General features: G+C 65.4%; 22 protein-coding genes. 14 read left to right on the top strand and 8 right to left on the bottom strand.

The window, feature by feature from the left end:
* Positions 1 to 18: 18 nt before the first annotated feature.
* A complete protein-coding gene (locus tag I4484_RS14240; RefSeq protein WP_197447916.1) occupies positions 19 to 573 on the top strand; it encodes a hypothetical protein in 555 nt (184 codons plus the stop codon).
* Positions 574 to 616: 43 nt separating this feature from the next.
* On the opposite strand, the gene I4484_RS14235 is transcribed toward I4484_RS14240, so the two are convergent.
* Together I4484_RS14235 and I4484_RS14230 are read right to left on the bottom strand one after the other, a co-directional pair.
* Complete coding sequence (locus tag I4484_RS14235) at positions 617 to 1,522, bottom strand: complex I NDUFA9 subunit family protein (protein ID WP_197447915.1); 906 nt, start codon at positions 1,520 to 1,522, stop codon at positions 617 to 619.
* A gap of 38 nt (positions 1,523 to 1,560) precedes the next feature.
* On the bottom strand, positions 1,561 to 2,034 hold the full coding sequence (locus I4484_RS14230) for an Lrp/AsnC family transcriptional regulator (protein WP_197447914.1): 474 nt from the start codon (positions 2,032 to 2,034) through the stop codon (positions 1,561 to 1,563).
* A 264-nt stretch (positions 2,035 to 2,298) separates the two neighbouring features.
* Between I4484_RS14230 and I4484_RS14225 the strand changes: the two genes are divergently transcribed.
* The 8 genes from I4484_RS14225 to I4484_RS14190 all read left to right on the top strand — a co-directional run bounded on the left by I4484_RS14225 (position 2,299) and on the right by I4484_RS14190 (position 11,207).
* Complete coding sequence (locus tag I4484_RS14225) at positions 2,299 to 4,029, top strand: bifunctional diguanylate cyclase/phosphodiesterase (protein WP_197447913.1); 1,731 nt, start codon at positions 2,299 to 2,301, stop codon at positions 4,027 to 4,029.
* Between the two features lie 243 nt (positions 4,030 to 4,272).
* The gene (locus I4484_RS14220) at positions 4,273 to 4,737 is read left to right on the top strand and encodes an SUF system Fe-S cluster assembly regulator (RefSeq protein WP_197447912.1); all 465 of its coding nucleotides are present in this window, start codon (positions 4,273 to 4,275) and stop codon (positions 4,735 to 4,737) included.
* Positions 4,738 to 4,807: 70 nt separating this feature from the next.
* The gene (gene sufB, locus I4484_RS14215) at positions 4,808 to 6,250 is read left to right on the top strand and encodes a Fe-S cluster assembly protein SufB (protein ID WP_197447911.1); all 1,443 of its coding nucleotides are present in this window, start codon (positions 4,808 to 4,810) and stop codon (positions 6,248 to 6,250) included.
* A 199-nt stretch (positions 6,251 to 6,449) separates the two neighbouring features.
* Positions 6,450 to 7,202, top strand: coding sequence for a Fe-S cluster assembly ATPase SufC (sufC, locus tag I4484_RS14210; RefSeq protein ID WP_197447910.1), 753 nt, complete (start codon positions 6,450 to 6,452; stop codon positions 7,200 to 7,202).
* A complete protein-coding gene (gene sufD, locus I4484_RS14205; RefSeq protein ID WP_197447909.1) occupies positions 7,199 to 8,566 on the top strand; it encodes a Fe-S cluster assembly protein SufD in 1,368 nt (455 codons plus the stop codon). Before sufC ends, sufD begins: the two co-directional genes overlap by 4 nt.
* A 14-nt stretch (positions 8,567 to 8,580) precedes the next feature.
* Complete coding sequence (locus I4484_RS14200; RefSeq protein ID WP_197447908.1) at positions 8,581 to 9,840, top strand: cysteine desulfurase; 1,260 nt, start codon at positions 8,581 to 8,583, stop codon at positions 9,838 to 9,840.
* 3 nt (positions 9,841 to 9,843) lie between these two features.
* A complete protein-coding gene (gene sufT / locus I4484_RS14195; protein ID WP_197447907.1) occupies positions 9,844 to 10,416 on the top strand; it encodes a putative Fe-S cluster assembly protein SufT in 573 nt (190 codons plus the stop codon).
* 65 nt (positions 10,417 to 10,481) lie between these two features.
* Positions 10,482 to 11,207 carry a vancomycin high temperature exclusion protein gene (locus tag I4484_RS14190; protein WP_197447906.1) on the top strand — a complete coding sequence of 242 codons (726 nt, stop codon included), beginning with the start codon at positions 10,482 to 10,484 and terminating at the stop codon, positions 11,205 to 11,207.
* 15 nt (positions 11,208 to 11,222) lie between these two features.
* Here I4484_RS14190 and I4484_RS14185 read toward each other — a convergent pair whose 3' ends face one another.
* The 4 genes from I4484_RS14185 to I4484_RS14170 form a co-directional block, all read right to left on the bottom strand.
* Positions 11,223 to 11,666, bottom strand: a complete 444-nt coding sequence (locus tag I4484_RS14185; RefSeq protein WP_197447905.1) for a hypothetical protein — start codon at positions 11,664 to 11,666, stop codon at positions 11,223 to 11,225.
* Between the two features lie 110 nt (positions 11,667 to 11,776).
* A complete protein-coding gene (gene rimK, locus I4484_RS14180; protein ID WP_197447904.1) occupies positions 11,777 to 12,685 on the bottom strand; it encodes a 30S ribosomal protein S6--L-glutamate ligase in 909 nt (302 codons plus the stop codon).
* A gap of 29 nt (positions 12,686 to 12,714) precedes the next feature.
* Complete coding sequence (locus tag I4484_RS14175) at positions 12,715 to 13,152, bottom strand: RimK/LysX family protein (protein WP_197447903.1); 438 nt, start codon at positions 13,150 to 13,152, stop codon at positions 12,715 to 12,717.
* Between the two features lie 36 nt (positions 13,153 to 13,188).
* Positions 13,189 to 14,220: a DUF3549 family protein gene (locus tag I4484_RS14170; protein ID WP_197447902.1), complete on the bottom strand. Its 1,032-nt coding sequence runs from the start codon at positions 14,218 to 14,220 to the stop codon at positions 13,189 to 13,191.
* A gap of 319 nt (positions 14,221 to 14,539) precedes the next feature.
* Between I4484_RS14170 and I4484_RS14165 the strand changes: the two genes are divergently transcribed.
* The 5 genes from I4484_RS14165 (at position 14,540) to I4484_RS14145 (ending at position 17,664) form a co-directional block, all read left to right on the top strand.
* Positions 14,540 to 15,295, top strand: a complete 756-nt coding sequence (locus tag I4484_RS14165; RefSeq protein WP_197447901.1) for an amino acid ABC transporter substrate-binding protein — start codon at positions 14,540 to 14,542, stop codon at positions 15,293 to 15,295.
* A 17-nt stretch (positions 15,296 to 15,312) separates the two neighbouring features.
* Positions 15,313 to 15,987: an amino acid ABC transporter permease gene (locus I4484_RS14160; protein ID WP_197447900.1), complete on the top strand. Its 675-nt coding sequence runs from the start codon at positions 15,313 to 15,315 to the stop codon at positions 15,985 to 15,987.
* Positions 15,984 to 16,730 (top strand): amino acid ABC transporter ATP-binding protein, encoded by a 747-nt coding sequence (locus tag I4484_RS14155; RefSeq protein ID WP_197447899.1) that lies wholly within the window; start codon positions 15,984 to 15,986, stop codon positions 16,728 to 16,730. The genes I4484_RS14160 and I4484_RS14155 overlap by 4 nt, the downstream gene beginning before the upstream one ends.
* Before the next feature lie 68 nt (positions 16,731 to 16,798).
* Positions 16,799 to 17,131: a YqcC family protein gene (locus tag I4484_RS14150; protein ID WP_197447898.1), complete on the top strand. Its 333-nt coding sequence runs from the start codon at positions 16,799 to 16,801 to the stop codon at positions 17,129 to 17,131.
* Between the two features lie 32 nt (positions 17,132 to 17,163).
* On the top strand, positions 17,164 to 17,664 hold the full coding sequence (locus I4484_RS14145; protein WP_197447897.1) for a gamma-glutamylcyclotransferase family protein: 501 nt from the start codon (positions 17,164 to 17,166) through the stop codon (positions 17,662 to 17,664).
* Between the two features lie 64 nt (positions 17,665 to 17,728).
* On the opposite strand, the gene I4484_RS14140 is transcribed toward I4484_RS14145, so the two are convergent.
* Together I4484_RS14140 and I4484_RS14135 are read right to left on the bottom strand one after the other, a co-directional pair.
* Positions 17,729 to 18,361: an OmpW family protein gene (locus I4484_RS14140; protein ID WP_197447896.1), complete on the bottom strand. Its 633-nt coding sequence runs from the start codon at positions 18,359 to 18,361 to the stop codon at positions 17,729 to 17,731.
* Positions 18,362 to 18,587: 226 nt separating this feature from the next.
* Complete coding sequence (locus I4484_RS14135) at positions 18,588 to 19,181, bottom strand: OmpW family protein (RefSeq protein WP_197447895.1); 594 nt, start codon at positions 19,179 to 19,181, stop codon at positions 18,588 to 18,590.
* Positions 19,182 to 19,353 lie beyond the last annotated feature (172 nt).

The raw sequence follows: 19,353 nt of genomic DNA, 5'->3' as shown, positions 1-19,353 counted from the left end.
CAAACCGGGGAGTACGCCATGCCTGGCACCAGAGTTTTCAGCGCGCTGTTGCTGCTGCTGTTCCTGAGCGGTTGCGCCGGCCGCTCGGCCCAGGTGGGCGAACGGCCGAGCGCTCCCGAGCCGGTTCGCGCCGACCCCGAGCAGGTCGCGCCGACCGAGCCGACGCGCCCTCTCGTGACCGTTACGCGTCAGGAACGCTTCTGGGTGCCCCCGCACTTCGCCTCGGAAGAGGACGAGGTCCACTACTACATCAGCCGTCTTGCCGACCGGGGCTTCATCGACGTCTACGGCGGCGAGGAGCATCCGCGGGTCTGGTACATTGCGGCGGAGCGCCTGGGTCAGATCGGCGAGCCCGCGGTTCCGATGCTGTTCGCGCTGCTCGATACTCGCAGCGAGTATGAGCTGATGCTGGCCCTGTATGCGCTGCAGTTGGCCACTCAGGATCCACGCCTGATGACCCAGACCGGCGGCGATTACGTCCGCCTCACCACGACGCTGGACGAAGACGCCAACGCGGAGAACCGGACCATCGCGCTGGAATGGTGGGAGCGGCATGGCTGGCGCTGGCAGTGATGCGTGGCGGCATGCGCCGCGCGAATGGGCCGCTCGTGTGTCGTCAGCGGCGTTCCGGCAGGCAGGCGGGCAGGGCGTCACGCAGCGAGCGCGGCAGGATGTCGAGGTCGGCGAAGGTCCCCACGCCCTCGCCGACCGTATTGTCCTCGGCCATCATAATGACCTGGTCGCGGGTCAGCGGCGGTCCGGGCAGGGGTGACGCCAGCAGGGCGACAAGCTGCCACAGCGGGAACGGTACCGGCAGCAGCCTGCGCTCAAGCTCCAGGTGGGCCATGACCAGCTCCAGGATCTCCCGGTAGCTCAGGATATCCAGGCCGCCCAACTCGAACAGCCGCCGTTCGGATGGAGCAGCGCCCATCAGTCGCACGATCGCTCTTGCCACGTCCACCACGTGGACCGGCTGGAGTCGCGTTTCGCCGTGCCCGAAGAGCGGGATGACGGGCAGCCGAGTCAGCTCCGCCAGGCGGTTCAGGAAGGCGTCATCGCGGCCGAACATGACGCTCGGGCGCAGGATGATCGCCTTGGGGTAGGCATCGATCACGGCCGACTCGCCGCGCCCCCGCGCCCTGACATAGCGCGAGCGCGACGACGTGGCGGCGCCGATGCCGGAGAGCTGGATGAAGGTTGGCACGCCTTCTGCCCGGGCCAGGCGGGCCAGGCGGCCGGCGCCTTCCACATGCACCTGGTCGAAGCTCGCCTGGCCGCGCTCGACGTAGAGGCTCACGGCATTGACGACTCCCCGTGCCCCTTCGAGCGCCCGGCTCACATCGCTCTCGCTGCGGATGTCGAGGCTCATCGGTTCCAGGGGGTCACCGGGTTCGGCCCAGTCCGGCAGTGCCGGCCGGCGTGCCGCGATGCGCACCGCATGACCCGCATCGAACAGGGCCTGCACCACGTGCCGACCCAGAAAGCCGGTGCCGCCGAAGACGGTAATGGGGGCTCTCGCCATGCTGTCTCCCTGGTCGCTGCTGCCGGAATCGCCTGGTATCACGAGGCCGGCAGGGGAAGAGGGCCATTCTCCTTGACCGCACGAATGGCGAAGCTGCTGTCCACGGCGCTGACCATCTTCAGCTGGCGGAATTGCCGCAACCACTGCTCGGAGGCCCCCAGGTCGGCAGTGATCACTTGCAGCAGGTAATCGAAATGGCCGGAAACGCTATGGCACTGGATCACCTCCGGCATGTCTCGCACGCTCTCCTCGAAGGCTTCCACCCGCTCCTGCTGATGCTGGTCGAGCCGTACCTGCACGAAGAGCGTGATCGTCAGGCCGAGCCGGACCTTGTCCAATTCGGCGCGGTAGCGAGTGATCAACCCGGCCTGCTCGAGCCGGCGAATACGGCGAGCGCAAGGGGAGGGCGAGAGGCTCACGAGCTCTGCCATTTCGGCAGTGGTCAGACGGGCGTCCTGCTGAAGGGCTTCGAGCAGCATACGATCGATGCGGTCGAGTTTGAGGTTGCGCATGGGGTGCCTCGTCAATGTGGCGTTCAGGGGTTCCTTGGCCGATACCGCTAACCATCATTGCAAGTCTGGCGAATCCGGCTCGTGCTCGCCAGTTCTCAAGCTGCTGTGAGCCTGACGCGAGGCGCTCGATGCGGCATGAGAACCAAGCCGAAGCGCCTCGAAGCGTTGAGAGCGGCTAAGGCCACCTCGAGCCAACTTGTATACACTGCAAAAAATCCTAAGCGTTCTACTGAGTTGACGCCCTTGGTCGGAGAGAGAGAGCCCATGGCAGGCATGTGCCGTATCGTCCACGCCTGGCGTGCCGCGGAGCAGTGGTGGCGGTCCTGCCCGCTGATGTTGCGCCATGCCTGCCAGGGGCTGGTGCTGGCCGCTTTGCTGCTGCTGGGCACGGCGCTCGTCCATGTCACCGGCGGCACCCAGTACGCCTATCCCTACCTGATGCTGATCCCCGTGCTGCTGGCGGGAGCCTGGTATACCTGGTACGGCTCTTTGCTCGTGGCGCTCGCGGCAGGTCTGCTGATGGCGGTGATACCGCTCTCGGTGGAGACCGGCGAGCCCCAGGACACCCTCAACTGGATGATTCGGCTCGGGTTGTACCTGATCATCGGCGGCTTCGCCGGAGGCCTGTTCGAGCGCCTGCGGCAGAGCTACCTCGACGCCGAGCTGGCATCGCGGACCGATCCTCGCGCGGGCCTTCCCAATGACATCGCCCTGGAAGCGGACCTGGCCCGCTGGCTGAAGCGATCAACGCGCCAGGATGGGCGTGGCGTCGGGGTGGTGCTGGTGCGTGTCGAGGACATCGGCGAGATCATGGAGGCCCTGGGGGCGGATGCTTCCGATGAGCTGATGGTGGCGATCAGTAACCGCCTGGCCCAGTTGGGCCCCAATCTCCAGGGGAGCTACCGCGTCAGCGGCGCCGAACTGGTGCTGCTGTTCTGGCCGGTAGGGTACAGGGAGCTGGAGCGTCTCGCCCGTCGGGTGGTCGACCTGGGGGAGGACAACCTGGTGACGCTCGGAGTGCCACTGCGTGTGCAGCTGGTGCTGGGTAGCTCGCTGCAAGGCGCCGGTAACGCCACTCCGGGCAGCCTGATCCGCGAGGCGAGAATCGCGATGCTGGCCGCTTCCGAGAAGCATCGCGCGCACTGCCATTTCCAACCCTCCTTCGCGCGACGCAGCCTGCAGAACATCCGTCTGATTGCTCGAGTGCGTCGCGGGTTGGCGCAGGGCGAGTTCGAACTCCATTATCAGCCCAAGCTGCACCTGGCGAGCGGGCGGGTCAGCGGCTTCGAGGGGCTCATTCGCTGGCGTGACGAGAGCGGTGCGCTGATCGCCCCCGGCATGTTCATGCCCAAGGTCGAGAACACCACCCTGATTGCGCCGGTGACCCGGTTCGTCATGCGCGAGGCCTGTCACTTCGCCCGCCGCCATGGCGGCAAGGTCAGCATCAACTTCTCGGTGCGCAACCTGATGGATGACGACCTGCTGGATGAGTTCAACCAGCTCGTGGAGGAGACGGGGATCAGCCCATCGCAGCTCGAGGTGGAAATCACCGAGAGCGCGCTGGTGCACGATCTGTTTGCGGCCAAGCAGGCACTGGAGCGTATTCGCGGCTACGGCATCCAGGTCAGCATCGACGACTTCGGCACCGGCTTTTCATCGTTCGAATATCTGCGCCACCTGCCCATCACCGGCCTCAAGATCGATCGCGCCTTCGTCGAGGGGCTGGAGAAGGACGAGCGTGCGCGCAAGCTGATGGCTTGCCTGATCGACGTGGGGCATGCGCTCGACCTGGAAGTCACCGCCGAAGGCGTCGAGACGCTGGGACAGCATCGCGCCCTTCAGGCGCTGGGCTGCGACCAGGCCCAAGGCTTCCTCTATTCCAAGGCGCTGCCCGTCGAGGAGCTGCTGGCCTGGCATCACGAGCGCGAGCGGCTCCTGCGGCAAGACGACGCCCTCTCCAGGCGGCGGGAGAGCCGGAACGTACCGCCCCGCTGAAATGACTTCCCTCTCTGTTTCGTTGCGACGGAGGTGGTGCGGCCACCGGCGGAGCGGCGATTGTCCGTGCCAATGAGAACGATTGTATTTCTTGATGTGAACGGCGCCGAACGTGCCGGCATCTTGGGGCTTCCGCGCGACGGACGAAGATGGAGTCTTCACATCGCATTCATACAGGACTAAAATGGTCCCAAATGGAGCGCAGGGCCTCCGCCAGGTGTCCGTGACATTCAGGAGTCAGGCATGCTCAAGCTTTCCCGGCTGACAGACTACGCCGCCGTGATCATGGCGCAGATCGCCCGCCACCCGGAGCAGCCGCATGCCGCGGCGGAGCTGGCCGAGGCCGTGCAGCTGCCGCATCCCACGGTCAGCAAGACGCTGAAGATGCTGGTCAAGGCGGGGCTGCTGGAGTCGCGGCGCGGGGCCCAGGGCGGCTACTCCTTGGCACGACCGGCCTCGCGAATCACCGCGATCGACATCATCACCGCCATCGAGGGACCGGTAGCGATGACCGAGTGCAGTCACGCCGAGGGCGACTGCGACCTGCTGGCCACCTGCGGCGTCTCCGACAACTGGCAGCGCGTGTCGCTGGCCGTACGTACCCTGCTCGACAGCGTGACCCTGGCCCACCTGGCCGACACCGCGCCGATCAAGCTGCCGGTACAGCTACCCATACAGAGCGTGAGCCTGGCCGCCGATACGGCCTGAGCCACCGAACCGGATTCATTACCCGAGGCGAGCTCGCTCGCCGGCCCAACCGCCCGGGAGGGGAGAGACCATGGCAAGTCAGGAAATGGAACAGCTTGTCCGCCGCGAGTACAAAGAAGGGTTCGTGACGGACATCGAGAGCGATACGGTACCGCCGGGGCTCGACGAGAGCGTTATCGCCTTCATTTCCAACAAAAAGGGCGAGCCCGAGTGGATGCTCGAGTGGCGCCTCAAGGCCTACCACCAGTGGCTCAAGATGACGTCGCCCTCCTGGGCGCACCTGGAGTACCCGCCGATCGACTACCAGGCGATCTCCTACTACAGCGCGCCCAAGCGCCCCGAGGATCGTCCGCAGAGCCTCGACGAGGTCGACCCCAAGCTGCTCGAGACCTACGAGAAGCTGGGTATCCCGCTGCATGAACGCGCCGCGCTGGCCGGCGTGGCGGTGGATGCGGTGTTCGACTCCGTGTCGGTGACCACCACCTTCAAGGAGAAGCTGCACGAGGCGGGGGTGATCTTCTGCTCGATCTCCGAAGCGATCCGTGACTACCCGGAGCTGATCAAGCAGTACCTGGGTACGGTGGTGCCGGTGGCGGACAACTACTTCGCCGCGCTCAATTCGGCGGTGTTCACCGACGGCTCCTTCGTCTTCGTGCCCAAGGGCGTCACCTGCCCGATGGAGCTCTCCACCTATTTCCGCATCAACGCGGCCAACACCGGCCAGTTCGAGCGCACCCTGATCATCTGCGAGGAGGGCGCCCAGGTCTCCTACCTGGAGGGCTGTACCGCGCCGATGCGCGACGAGAACCAGCTCCACGCGGCGGTGGTCGAGCTGGTGGCACTGGACGACGCCTACATCAAGTACTCCACGGTGCAGAACTGGTACCCCGGCGACGAGGACGGCAAGGGCGGCATCTACAACTTCGTCACCAAGCGCGGTGACTGTCGCGGCGACCGCTCGCGCATCAGCTGGACCCAGGTCGAGACCGGCTCCGCCATCACCTGGAAGTACCCCTCCTGCGTGCTGCGCGGCAAGGAGAGCATCGGCGAGTTCTACTCGGTAGCGGTGACCAACGGACGCCAGCAGGCCGACACCGGGACCAAGATGATCCACATCGGCGAGGGGACGCGCTCCTACATCGTTTCCAAGGGCATTTCCGCCGGGCGCAGCAATCAGTCTTATCGCGGGTTGGTCAAGATCGGCCCGCGAGCCAAAGGCGCGCGCAATTTCACCCAGTGCGACTCGCTGCTGATCGGCGACCAGTGCGGTGCCCACACCTTCCCGTACCAGGAGATCGGCAACAGCACCGCGACCATCGAGCACGAGGCGACCACTTCCAAGATCGGTGAGGACCAGCTGTTCTACTGCCAGAGCCGCGGCATCTCCGAGGAGGATGCGGTCAGCATGATCGTCAACGGCTTCTGCAAGGACGTGTTCCAGGAGCTGCCGATGGAGTTTGCCGTCGAGGCCGAGGCGCTCCTGAACGTCACCCTGGAAGGTGCCGTGGGTTAAAGCGCTTTGGCTAAGGAAACGGCTACGCGACGCCTGTACGGCGTTGAGCGCGGATTCGAGAATGCTCATTTACAGTCGTAAACTCCGCTACTCTCTTCCGCGCTCGCCTTGTCCAGACGCCGCTCGCTCGTTTCGCTGGGCTGGATGAATTATTTTCCGGGTCGCTTTACGGCTCGCCAGAATCGAAAAGGTACTCAAGATGCTCGAAGTCAAGGATCTGCACGTCAAGGTGGAAGGCAAGAACATCCTCAAGGGCCTCAACCTGACCATCAACGCCGGGGAAGTGCACGCCATCATGGGCCCCAACGGGGCCGGCAAGTCGACCCTTTCGGCGGTGATCGCGGGCAAGGATGGCTATGAAGTGACCCAGGGGTCGATCACCTTCGAGGGCCGGGACGTGCTGGAGATGGAGGTCGAGGAGCGCGCCCAGGCGGGCTTGCTGCTGGGCTTCCAGTACCCGGTGGAGATCCCCGGGGTGAAGAACATCTACCTGCTCAAGGCGGCGCTCAACGCCCAGCGCGAGGCGCGCGGCGAGGGCGAGATCCCGGCACCGGAGTTCATGAAGCTGGTCAAGGAGAAACTGGCGCAGATGAAGATGGACGCCAGCTTCCTGCAGCGCGCCGTCAACGAGGGCTTTTCGGGCGGCGAGAAGAAGCGCAACGAGATCCTGCAGATGCTGGTGCTGCAGCCCAGGCTGGCCATGCTCGACGAGATCGACTCCGGCCTCGACATCGACGCCATGCGCGTGGTGGCCGATGGGGTCAACTCGCTGCGTGACGAGAAGCGCGCCATCCTGCTGGTGACCCACTATCAGCGCCTGCTCGACTACATCGTGCCCGACCGCGTCCACGTGCTGGTCGATGGCCGTATCGCCAAGAGCGGCGACGCCGAGCTGGCCAAGGAGCTGGAATCCCGCGGCTACGACTGGGTCGTGGAGGAGTCTGCTGCATGAGCGATGTCGAACAACAGTCAAGCGAGGTGAAAACCTTCCTCGACCGTCTCGCGGAGCGCAGTGCCTCCCGCGGGCAGGAGCCGACCTGGATCGCCGCGCGGCGCCAGGCCGGGGCGGCTCGCTTCGAGGCGCTCGGCTTCCCCACCCGTCGCGACGAGGCGTGGAAGTACACCGACGTGCGCGCGATCGCCCGCGGCGACTTCGCGCTGACCGACAGCGCCGAGTTCTCACCCGCCTCGGCTGCGGCGCTGACGCTGCCCATCGAGGCGCATCGGCTGACCTTCGTCGACGGCGTGTTCTCGCCGGCGCTCTCCGATCTGGGCGAGCTGCCACGCGGCGTCGCCGTGCTGCCGTTGTCCCAGGCGCTGGTCGAGAATCACGAGGCCGTAGGCGGCCCGCTGGGGCGGTTGACCGGGGTCGAGTTCTCGCCGTTCTCGGCGCTCAACACCGCCTTCATGGAGGAGGGCGCCGTGGTGCGCCTGGCGCCGGGCAGCGTGGTGGAGAAGCCGATCCTGCTGCAGTTCCTGTCACGGGCCAACACCGCGCCGGTGATGAGCCACCCGCGCATCCTGGTCGAGGCCGGTTCCCGCAGCCAGGCCACGCTGATCGAGCATCACGTCGGCGAGAGCGAGGCGGCCAACTTCACCAACCTGGTGGCCGAGCTGATGCTCGACCGCGGGGCGATCCTGACCCACTACAAGCTGCAGGAGGCTGCACTCGGCGACCTCCACGTGGCCAGCATCCACGTCGAGCAGAACCGCGACAGCCGCTACACCTCGTTCAACCTGAACCTGGGCGGCGGGCTGGTGCGCAACGACCTGATCGGCGAACTCAACGGCGAGGGGGCCGAGGCCAACTTCTACGGCCTGTTCTACGGCCAGGGGCGCCAGCACATCGACAACCACACCCTGGCCAACCACAACGCCCCGCGTACCTTCTCCAACGAGAACTACAAGGGCATCCTCGACGACCGCGCCCGCGGCGTGTTCAACGGCAAGGTGGTGGTCAAGCGCGACAGCCAGAAGATCGAGGGCTACCAGAGCAACGCCAACCTGCTGCTCTCCGATCGCGCCGAGATCGACGCCAAGCCGGAGCTGGAGATCTACGCCGACGACGTCAAGTGCTCCCACGGCACCACTACCGGGCAGCTCGACGAAGAGGCGGTCTATGCCCTGCGTACCCGCGGCATCGACGAGCAGACGGCGCGTGGCCTGCTGACCCTGGCCTTCGCCGGCGAGGTGATGGAACTGGTCGACCTGGACGCCGTTGCCGAACGGGTGGAGCTGGCGGTGGCCGGTAAGCTGCCGGAGCGCTTCAACCTGGCCGGGCTGGTGGAAGCCTCCATGGCCCTGCACGACGAGTGAGCGAGGAGAGAGCGATGAACCACCTGGCCACCGAGCGACCGCTCAGCGCACCGGCCTTCGACGTGGCCGGGATTCGCGCCCAGTTCCCGATTCTCGAGCGGCAGGTGCACGGCCGCCCGCTGATCTATTTCGACAATGCCGCCACCAGCCAGACGCCGCTGGCGGTGATCGACACCTTCCGCGACTACTTCAGCCGCTACAACGCCAACATCCATCGCGGCCTGCATACCCTGGCCGACGAGGCGACGGCGGCCTACGAAGCGACTCGCGAGACGGTGCGCGATTTCCTGAATGCCGCCGACCGCCGCGAGATCGTCTTCACCCGCGGCACCACCGAGGCGATCAACCTGGTGGCCAACAGCTGGGGCCGGGCCAACCTCGTGGCCGGCGACGAGGTAGTGGTCTCGCTGCTCGAGCATCACTCCAACATCGTGCCGTGGCAGCTCCTGGCCACCCAGCTCGGCATCAAAGTCAAGGTAATTCCGGTGGATGAGCGCGGCGTGCTCGATCTCGACGCCTATCGCGCGCTGTTCACCGAGCGTACGAAGCTGGTGGCCGTGAATCACGTCTCCAATGCCTTCGGCACCGTCAACCCGGTGCGCGAGATGGCGACCGTCGCCCACGAGCACGGTGCCCTGATCCTGGTCGACGGTGCCCAGGCGGTGCCGCACCAGCGCGTCGACGTGCGCGCCATCGAGGCCGATTTCTACGCCTTCTCCGGCCACAAGGTGTATGGCCCGACGGGGGCGGGGGCGCTCTACGCCAGGGCCGAGCTGCTCGAGGCGATGCCGCCGTGGCAGGGCGGCGGCGAGATGATCAAGAGCGTCTCCTTCGACGTGCCCACCACTTTTGCTGACATTCCCCACAAGTTCGAGGCCGGTACACCGGCCATTGCCGAGGTGATCGCGCTCGGCGTGGCGCTGGACTGGGTCGACGGCGTGGGCATCGAGCGTATCGGCGCCTGGGAGGCAGGGCTGCTCGAGCGTGCCACCGCCGCGGTGTCGCGCATCGACGGGCTGCGAATCCTGGGCACCGCCCCGGACAAGGCCGGCGTGCTCTCCTTCGTCGTCGATGGCGCCCACTCGCAGGATATCGCGCTGCTGATCGACCAGCTCGGCGTGGCCATTCGCACCGGCAACCACTGTGCGCAGCCGCTGCTGGCACACTTCGGCGTGACGGCGACCTGCCGGGCGTCGTTTGCCGCCTACAACACGCTGGAAGAGGTCGAGGCCTTCGCCGACGCCCTCGAACGCGTCATCGGCATGGTGCGCTGAGCCATGTCGACCATCGAACAGATCGCCAGCCTGCAGAAGGGCCAGACGCTGCCGCTGCAGCGCGACGTGGACGCCATCTCGATCCCCTTCGGCAAGACCGTGACGCTGCCCGAAGACAGCGTGGTCAGCGTGATGCAGGCCAAGGGCAGCTCGGTCAGCGTCGGCTACGAGGGCCGGCTCTACCTGATCGAGGGCAGCAATCTCGATGCCCTGGGGCTCGAGCCGTTGCCGCGGCCGACCCTGCCCGAGGATGCCACGGACGAGGAGATCGAGCAGTTCGTCTGGGATCAGCTGCGCACCTGCTTCGACCCCGAGATCCCGGTCAACATTGTCGACCTGGGGCTGGTCTACGGTTGCCGCATCGAGCGACTGATCAGCGGCGAGCGTATCGTCACCATTCGCATGACCCTGACCGCGCCGGGCTGCGGCATGGGCGACGTGATTGCCGCCGATGCGCGCAACAAGATCCTCGGTGCCCCCCAGATCAGTCGCGTGCACACCGAGATCGTCTTCGATCCGCCCTGGAGCCGTGAGATGATGAGCGACGAGGCGAAGCTGGAACTCGGCATGTTCTAGCGGCTGGCCCCGGGCCGCTCGCTGGCGGTGGCGGGGCTTCGTGATTCCTGGTCCGGTGACGGTGAATGCAGGCGCTGTTGTGGAAAACCTTCAAGTTCCTTCTGATGTCGCTCGGCGCGCTGCTGCTGCTCGCCGTGCTGCTGTTCGTCGGCGCCAATCTATGGGTTCTGGCGCAGACCCAGGGGCGTATCGAACATGAGCTGCCCTTGTGCGGTCCCGAGCGCGTGGGCATCGTCTTCGGGACTTCCCACTGGACCCGCAGCGGCGTGCGCAATCCGCACTTCGACGCGCGCATCAACGCCGCCTCCCGCCTGATGCGGTTGAGCCGGGTCGAGCATCTGCTGCTCTCCGGCGACAACCGTACCCGGCAGTACAACGAGCCCATTACCATGTGGCGCGACCTGCGTGCCCAGCACGTGCGCGACGAGGACATGACCCTCGACTACGCCGGGTTCAGCACCTTCGATACGCTGGCGCGGGCGCGGGACGTGTTCGGCGTCGACCGGGTGCTGCTGGTCACCCAGGCGTGGCATCTGCCGCGTGCGCTGTTCATTGCCGATGCGCTCGGCCTCGAGGCGCATGGCTGCAGCGCGCCGTCGCGCCCGGTGGCGGGCCTGTGGCGGCTTCAGGCGCGGGAGTGGGTGGCGCGAGCGGCCACCGTGGGCGATCTCTACGTATGGGGCCGGGAGCCGTACTTCCTGGGGCCGCTCGAGCCGCTGCAGATCGCGCCGCCGGTGTGGCGCCAACTGCTCGACCTGGAGCCGGCGCCGGAGGAGACCGAGTCGCCGTGACCGCCCGGCCGGAACTCAGCGGCGGCGCGGCTTCTGCTGACGATAGAGTTCGCGAATCAACGCCCGGCAGTCCCTCCAGCACTGCTCGACGATCGGTTCGAGCGGATTGGGCAGCGGGTGGGTATAGAGCGTGGCCAGGGCCTGCATCAAGACGCGCTCCTGCTCCAGCAGCTCGCCGATGACCACCTGGCTCTCGTTGCCGACGAAACTCTTCAGGCGGCTCCATAGCCACATGTAGTCGTCACGCTCGACGTCGGCATCGCGCGGCAGCAGCTTGAGATGCTGCCTGGCCAGCTCCTGCAGCTTGTGCATCGTCTGGGCGCGGGCTTCGTAGTGAGGCTTGAGCGTTTCGCGCAGGGAAGGGCGCAGGCGCTCGAGGTTGTCCTGAAAATAGTCGATGCTGTCAGCCAGCGCTTCCAGAACGCTGTCCATCGCCACTTGGCGATTGTCGAGAAACATGAGCGGTCACCTCCTCCGGTGACGCAGATTGTGGCGGGGGAAACACTGTTTTGCTACCCCCGCGGACAAAATATGTAGCCTTTCTACAAATACTGGCCCTTTTCTCGCAATTACCCCTTGGGCTTAGGCGGGGCCTTGCGTGGAGCGGCGGCATTCTTCTCGATGTGCTCGATGATCAGGCCGGCGATGTCCTTGCCGGTGGCGGTCTCGATGCCCTGCAGCCCCGGCGAGGAATTGACCTCCATGATCACCGGGCCGTGGTTCGAGCGCAGCAGGTCGACACCGGCCACTCTCAGGCCCATGGCCTTGGCCGCGCGGATCGCCGTGGAGCGCTCCTCCGGCGTGATGCGGATCAGGCTGGCCGTGCCGCCGCGATGAAGATTGGAGCGGAACTCGCCCTCGGCCGCCTGTCGCTTCATCGAAGCGACCACCTTGTCGCCGATCACGAAGCAGCGGATGTCGGCGCCGCGGGCTTCCTTGATGTACTCCTGCACCATGATGTTGGCCTTCATGCCCATGAAGGCCTGGATCACCGACTCGGCGGCCTGGTTGGTCTCGGCCAGCACTACGCCGATGCCCTGGGTGCCCTCCAGCAGCTTGATCACCAGCGGCGCGCCCTTGACCATGGTGATCAAATCGGGGATGTCATCCGGCGAATGGGCGAAGCCGGTGATCGGCAGCCCCAGCCCCTTGCGCGACAGCAGCTGCAGCGAACGCAGCTTGTCGCGCGAGCGGGTGATGGCGACCGAGTCGTTGAGCACGTAGGTGCCCATCATCTCGAACTGGCGCAGCACGGCGCAGCCGTAGAAGGTCACCGAAGCGCCGATACGTGGCACCACCGCGTCGAAGCGCTCGATCTCCTCACCCTTGTAGTGGATCGAGGGGTGATGCGCGGCAATGCTCATGTAGCAGCGCAGGGTGTCGATCACCCGTACCTTGTGGCCGCGCTGTTCGGCGGCTTCCACCAGGCGTCGCGTGGAGTAGAGATTGCGATTGCGGGACAGCAGCGCGATATGCATCGTGGGCTCCGAGGCGGTAGGGCCGGGGGTCAAGGTTCGCCATGCAGGAAGGTAACGCCGGGCGCCACGAGTAAACGCCGCAGCGCGCGACGGCCGAGCAGCATGGGGTAGCGCATGTCACTGCGATCGGCCAGGGTCAGTTCCACCATCACTTCCAGCTCGCCCAGCTGCATCGGCGTGCGAATCACGTAGCGCCACTCCTTGTGTCCGTTGGAACTCGTCACCTTGCGGCGATCATGCAGGTGGGTGCGGTAGGCGTGCGGTGGCGACTCCAGCCCTCCGCTGCGGGTCGTGAAGCTGACCCAGAGGTGGCCCTCCTCCTCGAAGATCTCGATGTCCTCGGCATGCAGGGCCGAGGTGCGGGCCCCGGTGTCGATCTTGGCGCAGACGGTCATGCCGATGGTCGGCAGGGTGACCATTTCCAGGCGACCGATCACGGCCTTGGGAATATAAGGCAGTTCCTTCATCGCGTCATTTCCAGCTGTCGTTGCATGGCGCCAGGCTCATTGGCCCAGGCCGGCCAGGCGCCGGCCGATGGCGGAGTCCTGCCGGGCTTCACGCAGCGTCACCAGCACCGGCAGGCGCAGGCGCGGGATCAGCGCCAGGTCGCGGGCCACGCTGGCGAAATCCGCCTGCGGCTGCGCGGCCAGGCGCTCCAGGAAACGGGGCAGGCGCTGGCCATTCTCGAGGTGCTCCCAGCCGCGACCGGCCATCGCCGCCAGCAGGTCGGGGCCGCAGGCCGCCGGATCGGACAGCAGCGCATCGAACCAGGGGCCGACGATCGCCGTGTCGGCGCCGCCCACGGCCCTGACGCAGGCACACAGCGTCTCCAGGTGGCCAGTGGCCGCCGCCCGCTCTCCGCGATCCCGCAGCGCCAGGGCGAGCGCCTCGGACACGGCAACATGCTCTAGACAGTAGCACAGCGAATGGAGCACTTCGTCGGGCAGGCCAGGCAGGGTCGAAGCGAGCAGGCGCGCGGCTTCCTCGTCCAGGCGAACGGCGAAATCGGCCAGCCCCTGCAGGCCGAGGAACTGCCAGTCCACCTGCTGCTGGCCGCTGAGGTAGGCTTCCACCGGCTCCAGGTGCGAGCTTGCCGGCCTGCCGGTGTCGCGCGTGGCATAAGCATGCAGCATGGCCTGGAAGGGCAGCGACGGGGTGAAGGCGAGGGGGTTGTCGTGCATCAGGTTCTCGATCTCGCCGCCGGCCTGGGCTTCACGGCCCACGCGATCCACGTTGTGTCCGAGGATGACCAGCAGGCGCTGCAGGAACGCATCGCGCGGTGCCGGCACCAGTCGCCCCTGCTCGTCCAGCGGCAGGGCGAGGAACCAGATCAGCGAATCGACGAGGTCCCCGAAGCGGAAGACGATGCCCAGGCGCGCCTGGCCCTGCCAGGGCAACGGCCAGGGGGTGGCATCCTGCTCCAGGCCGGCGAGGGCGTCGAGCGGGCACGGCTCGACCCGCCGGCCCATGTGATAGACACGAACCTCGGCACCGGTGCGCACGAAGAAGTCATGAAGGGTGTGGATCGGTTGCATAGGGGCTCCCTTTTGAGCGTGCACTCTACCGTGACGGCCGGGGAGTTGTCAGCCACTCTCCCGCCTGGACATGCCGACGATTGGTCAAGAAATGACCATGCCTGGCAAAGCCGCGACTTGTCTGCTACCGGGACGGCTTTCCAGAGCTTATCCACAGCCTCTTTCAGCGAATCTGTGCATGACCTTCCGACGCGCGACTACGCTATGGCTGACATAGCGAAATGCCATGAAGCGACGGTGGGTTAATGGGCGGCTTTTTGCTAAAGTCGAATAACAATTGGCGATATCTATTCCAAAACGATATTTATGGAGATCAATCATGACATCGCGTCTTCTCGTTGCAGCGGTTCTTTCCGTCGCGCTCTCCCTGGGTAGCGCGCAGGCTCAGGACGATGTGCTCAGGGTGGGCATGTCGGGGAGCTACTTTCCCTTCACTTTCGTCGAGCAGGACACGCTCAAGGGCTTCGAAGTGGATGTCATGCGGGCGCTCGGCGAAGAACTGGGCGTCGAGGTGGATTTCGTGACGGCCAACTTCTCCGGACTGTTCGGCATGCTCGAGTCGGGGCGCATCGACACCATTGCCAACCAGATCACCATTACCGAAGAGCGTGCGGCGAAATATCTCTTCACCGAGCCGTACGTCTACGATGGCGCCCAAGTGGTCGTCAGGGCAGGCAACGAGGAGATCGAAGGCGTGGAGGACCTGAAGGGCCGGCGGGTCGCGGTCAACCTCGGTTCGAACTATGAACAGCTGCTGCGCGAGCTGCCCTATGCCGACGAGATCGACATCCGCACCTATGACAGCAATATCGAGCAGGACACCGCGCTGGGCCGTGTCGATGCCTTCGTCATGGACCGGGTGAGCGCGACCCAAGTGATCCAGGAGCGTTCACTGCCGTTACAGCTCGCCGGCGAGCCATTCTCCACCATCCGCAACGCGCTGCCGTTCCGCGATACCGAGGCGGATCGTGCCCTGCGTGACCGGGTCGACGAAGCCCTTGCCACCCTGCGCGAGAACGGCACCCTGGCATCCATTGCGGAGCGCTGGTTCGGCACCGACATTACACGTCCGTGACCCACTGAGCGCTCATCATGCGTGTCCTCGATCTCGATTACATGCTGGGGCTGATTCCCATCCTGCTGCGCTATCTGCCGCTCACGCTGCAGATGGCGACGGCAGGTATGGCCCTGGCCCTGCTCCTCTCCTGCGGCCTGGCGGTGATCCGCGTGCTGAAGGTGCCGGGGCTGAACGCAGCGACCCTGCTGTTCATCTCCTTCTTTCGCGGCACGCCGCTGCTGGTCCAGCTGTTCCTGTTCTACTACGGCCTGCCCCAACTGCTAGCCTTCCTGACCCAGATCAACGGCATCACCGCCACCATCATGGGGCTGACGCTGCACTTCTCGGCCTACATGGCGGAGTCGATACGCGCGGCCATCGTCGGGGTCGACCGCAGCCAGACCGAGGCGGCCCTGTCGATCGGCATGACCAATGGCCAACTGATGCGCCGCATCGTGCTGCCCCAGGCCACTCGCGTGGCCGTGCCGACGCTGATGAACTATTTCATCGACATGATCAAGGCAACCTCGCTGGCCTTCACCCTGGGTGTCACGGAGCTGATGGGGGCGACCCAGAAGGAGGCGGCCGGCAGCTTCCTCTACTTCGAGGCCTTCATCACCGTGGCGATCATGTACTGGATCATCGTCGAGCTGCTGGCCTGGCTGCAGAAGTGGCTGGAAACGCGACTCAACAGGGCCTACCGCAGATGATCAAGATCGCCAATCTCGTCAAGCGTTTCGGCAGCGCGACCGTCCTCGATGGTATCGACCTGGAAATCGACCAGGGCGAAATCATCGTCGTGATCGGCCCTTCCGGTACCGGCAAGTCGACCCTGCTGCGCTGCCTCAACTTTCTCGAACGGCCGGATGCCGGCCGCCTGGTCATCGGCGACCTGGACGTCGACGTCACCCGGGTCAGCCGGGCCGAGATCCTGGCGGCGAGGCGTCGCACGGCATTCGTGTTCCAGAACTATGCGCTGTTCGCCAACAAGACGGCACTCGAGAACATCGCCGAGGGGCTGATCGTGGTCAACCGCTGGCCCAAGGCCAAGGCGCACGCCCGCGCGCGGGAGATCCTGCAGCGCATCGGCCTGGCCGACAAGGCGGACGCCTACCCGGCGTCGTTGTCCGGCGGTCAGCAGCAGCGGGTCGGGATCGGACGCGCCATGGCCGCCCAGGCCGAGGTGATACTGTTCGACGAGCCGACCTCCTCGCTCGATCCGGAGTGGGTCGAGGAGGTGCTCGCGCTGATGAAGCAGCTGGCCCGTGAGCGCCAGACCATGCTGGTGGTCACTCACGAGATGGGATTCGCCCGGGATGTGGCGGACCGCGTGGTGTTCATGGAAGGCGGTCGCATCGTCGAGCAGGGGCCGCCGTCGCAGCTGTTCAATGCGCCTCGCGACCCGCGCACGCGGGATTTCCTGCGCAAGATACTGGCCGGACAGCCCGCATGATCGATGCGGCCCGATGGGAGGCCGGCCGAGTTGTGCGATAATGGAGGCACAGTTCCACAGGAGGCCCCATGACCGTTCACGAGGAGCTCGACGTAGCACTGCGCCGTCTCGAGGCCACGATGAAGGCCACCAACATGTGGCGCATGAGTGCGCCGGCGCCGGAAGCCTACGAGAGCCAGCAACCGTTCTGCATCGATACCATGGCCTTGCCCCAGTGGCTGCGTTTCGTCTTCATTGCCCGCCTCGATGCGCTGATCGAGGCCGAGGCGCCGATGCCGGCAAAGTGCGACGTGGCGCCCGTGGTCGACACCTACCTGGCCCAGCAGGGTGCCCGTGCCAGCGAGCGCCTGCTGCTGTGCAAGGCCGTCGAGGAGATCGACCGCCTGGTGACCGAGAACTGAAGCGGCGCGTCCGCCCACGCAACGAGGAACTCATGCCGTACTACTTCGCCTATGGCAGCAACATGAACGTGGCGCGGGTCGAGGCCCGCATCGGCGCGACACGGCGCGTCTTGCCGGGCAGGCTGGACGATCATGCGCTGCGCTTCGACAAGGCGTCGCGGGTCGCAGGCCTCGCCCATGCCAACGTGGCCCCGGCGGCAGGGGAGAGTGTCGAGGGTGCCCTGTTCGAACTGCTCGAGCCCGCTCAGATCGAACGCATGGACCCCTTCGAAGGCTACCCGCACGAGTACGAGCGGCATCGCCTGCCCATCGCTACCCGGGAAGGTCCGATCGAGGCCTGGGTCTATATCGCTGCACCCGGCACCACCGCCGAGGCGCTAAAGCCGGCGCGGGAGTATCTCGATCACCTGCTGGCCGGCGAGCCCTTCCTCAGCGCCGACTACCACCGTCGCCTGGCTCGGGTCGAGGCGATCGGCGGCCTGGAGGATCGCGTGCTCGCGCTGCTCGGGCTGTCGCGTCACTCTGCGCGCTGACTCCGTCGCGGCCGGAAACGCATGAGGCCCGCCATGGCGGGCCTCGCGGCGTTCAGGCGGGTTCTCAGAAGCGATAGCTGATCCCGGCCATGAAGACCCAGGGGTCGATACTCACCTTGCCGACCTCCGTACCGTTCAGGCTGGCGTCGGTATCGATATCGACGTACCAGGCGGCGGCATTGACGCCCCAATTGTCATTCAGGCGCACGTCGAGTCCCAACTGACCGGCCAGCCCCCAGGAGCTCTCGAGCTCCAGGTCCACGCCATCGAGGTCGATCTCTTCACTGAAGAAGTGGGTGTAGTTGAGGCCGACGCCAGCGTAGGGCTGAACTTGGGTGCCGGTGCCGCCCAGCGGGTAGTACTGCAGGGTCAGGGTCGGTGGCAGGTGCTTGGTGGAGGCGGCCTCGACGCCGTTGAGTTCGATGTCGTGCTTGAACGGCAGCGCCGCCAGCAGCTCGATGCCCAGCTTGTCGTGGAACAGGTAGCCCAGGGTAAACCCCAGGTTGGTATCGCTGTCCACATCGACGTCGTACACGCCGCCCGCCAGGCTGCCGTTGCCGCTCTTGGGGTCGACATGGGCGACGCCTACGCGGGTGATGAAGTCGCCCTGGTTGTAGGCGAGCACTTGGCTGCTGGCGAGAAGGGCCGTCGCCGTGAGGCCGGCGGTGAACAGGGAGGGAAGGGCTTGCTTGCGCATGAGTCGACTCCTGTCGTTAGCAAAGGAGCAGCCTGGGCTGCCAACAAAACGAAGTCAGTCTACTCAGGGCTTGGCGGCGGAATATTGACCCATGACAATAGTTGTCTCGGCAACTAAATAGGTATTTACAATATTTCTTTAATGCCGAAAGACGAGATGGGAAAGCTGTAGGACGAAAAACGCCGGGCATGGCCCGGCGTTTCGGTGCGACAAGGCTTCGCTTGGTTCAGAAGCGGAAGGTGACGCCACCGCCGATGGTCATCGGGTCGACCTTGGCTTCCCCGATCTCGTTTCCATTGACCGAAATGTCGGAATCGACGTCGGCATAGTTGGCGAAGCCGTTGAGCATGAAGTTTTCGGTCACGGCGAGATCGATCCCGACCTGACCCACGGCGCCGTAGGAGCGGCGTGCGTCGATACCTTCCGGCTCGCCGGAGAAGCGGGTGTAGTTGAGACCGGCGCCGACGTAGGGTTGAACTTTTGAATCCAGCCCGCCGAGCGGATAGTAGTTCACCAGCAGGTTGACCGGCATGCGGTCGATGGTGCCCGTGCCGCCGCCGAGCGACACGTCATGCTCGATTTTTTCGGAGCCGTTCAGCTCGACGCCGATCTTGTCGTGGAACAGGTAGCCGGCGCCGTAGGTGAAGCCGGTCTCGCCGCTGCTGATGCCGTCGGCGATGCCATTGTCGGAGGTGGTATCCGACTTGGCGAAGCCGCCACGTACGAAAGCATCGCCGGCGCCATAGGCCAGTACTGCTTGGCTGGCGAACAGGGAGCCGGCAGCGAGGGCAACCACGGGAATCAGACGAATCGGTTTCATATAGTGTTTCCTCCAGGTTTCGGCTGGCCGGAGGTTCCGGCGAGATTGGACGATGAGAAGTATAAGAACAGTGTTTCTAAAAGTCCTGTTTAATTTTGTTATCGCCATTATTGGCATAATTGATTGACACAATCGCGCACTTGCCTAATTTCAAAGCCATGAATATGACTAA

The sequence above is a fragment of the Halomonas sp. SS10-MC5 genome, assembly GCF_015992245.1.
Taxonomy (GTDB): domain Bacteria; phylum Pseudomonadota; class Gammaproteobacteria; order Pseudomonadales; family Halomonadaceae; genus Halomonas; species Halomonas sulfidoxydans.
The sequence above is the reverse complement of the archived record's forward strand: the minus strand, read 5'-3'. Positions and strand labels throughout refer to the sequence as shown.

Bases quoted from the DNA above. Each gene is read 5' to 3' on its own strand.
- I4484_RS14240 (WP_197447916.1), top strand. From the start codon at position 19: ATGCCTGGCACCAGAGTTTTCAGCGCGCTGTTGCTGCTGCTGTTCCTG.
- I4484_RS14235 (WP_197447915.1), bottom strand. From the start codon at position 1,522: ATGGCGAGAGCCCCCATTACCGTCTTCGGCGGCACCGGCTTTCTGGGT.
- I4484_RS14230 (WP_197447914.1), bottom strand. From the start codon at position 2,034: ATGCGCAACCTCAAACTCGACCGCATCGATCGTATGCTGCTCGAAGCC.
- I4484_RS14225 (WP_197447913.1), top strand. From the start codon at position 2,299: ATGGCAGGCATGTGCCGTATCGTCCACGCCTGGCGTGCCGCGGAGCAG.
- I4484_RS14220 (WP_197447912.1), top strand. From the start codon at position 4,273: ATGCTCAAGCTTTCCCGGCTGACAGACTACGCCGCCGTGATCATGGCG.
- sufB (WP_197447911.1), top strand. From the start codon at position 4,808: ATGGCAAGTCAGGAAATGGAACAGCTTGTCCGCCGCGAGTACAAAGAA.
- sufC (WP_197447910.1), top strand. From the start codon at position 6,450: ATGCTCGAAGTCAAGGATCTGCACGTCAAGGTGGAAGGCAAGAACATC.
- sufD (WP_197447909.1), top strand. From the start codon at position 7,199: ATGAGCGATGTCGAACAACAGTCAAGCGAGGTGAAAACCTTCCTCGAC.
- I4484_RS14200 (WP_197447908.1), top strand. From the start codon at position 8,581: ATGAACCACCTGGCCACCGAGCGACCGCTCAGCGCACCGGCCTTCGAC.
- sufT (WP_197447907.1), top strand. From the start codon at position 9,844: ATGTCGACCATCGAACAGATCGCCAGCCTGCAGAAGGGCCAGACGCTG.
- I4484_RS14190 (WP_197447906.1), top strand. From the start codon at position 10,482: ATGCAGGCGCTGTTGTGGAAAACCTTCAAGTTCCTTCTGATGTCGCTC.
- I4484_RS14185 (WP_197447905.1), bottom strand. From the start codon at position 11,666: ATGTTTCTCGACAATCGCCAAGTGGCGATGGACAGCGTTCTGGAAGCG.
- rimK (WP_197447904.1), bottom strand. From the start codon at position 12,685: ATGCATATCGCGCTGCTGTCCCGCAATCGCAATCTCTACTCCACGCGA.
- I4484_RS14175 (WP_197447903.1), bottom strand. From the start codon at position 13,152: ATGAAGGAACTGCCTTATATTCCCAAGGCCGTGATCGGTCGCCTGGAA.
- I4484_RS14170 (WP_197447902.1), bottom strand. From the start codon at position 14,220: ATGCAACCGATCCACACCCTTCATGACTTCTTCGTGCGCACCGGTGCC.
- I4484_RS14165 (WP_197447901.1), top strand. From the start codon at position 14,540: ATGACATCGCGTCTTCTCGTTGCAGCGGTTCTTTCCGTCGCGCTCTCC.
- I4484_RS14160 (WP_197447900.1), top strand. From the start codon at position 15,313: ATGCGTGTCCTCGATCTCGATTACATGCTGGGGCTGATTCCCATCCTG.
- I4484_RS14155 (WP_197447899.1), top strand. From the start codon at position 15,984: ATGATCAAGATCGCCAATCTCGTCAAGCGTTTCGGCAGCGCGACCGTC.
- I4484_RS14150 (WP_197447898.1), top strand. From the start codon at position 16,799: ATGACCGTTCACGAGGAGCTCGACGTAGCACTGCGCCGTCTCGAGGCC.
- I4484_RS14145 (WP_197447897.1), top strand. From the start codon at position 17,164: ATGCCGTACTACTTCGCCTATGGCAGCAACATGAACGTGGCGCGGGTC.
- I4484_RS14140 (WP_197447896.1), bottom strand. From the start codon at position 18,361: ATGCGCAAGCAAGCCCTTCCCTCCCTGTTCACCGCCGGCCTCACGGCG.
- I4484_RS14135 (WP_197447895.1), bottom strand. From the start codon at position 19,181: ATGAAACCGATTCGTCTGATTCCCGTGGTTGCCCTCGCTGCCGGCTCC.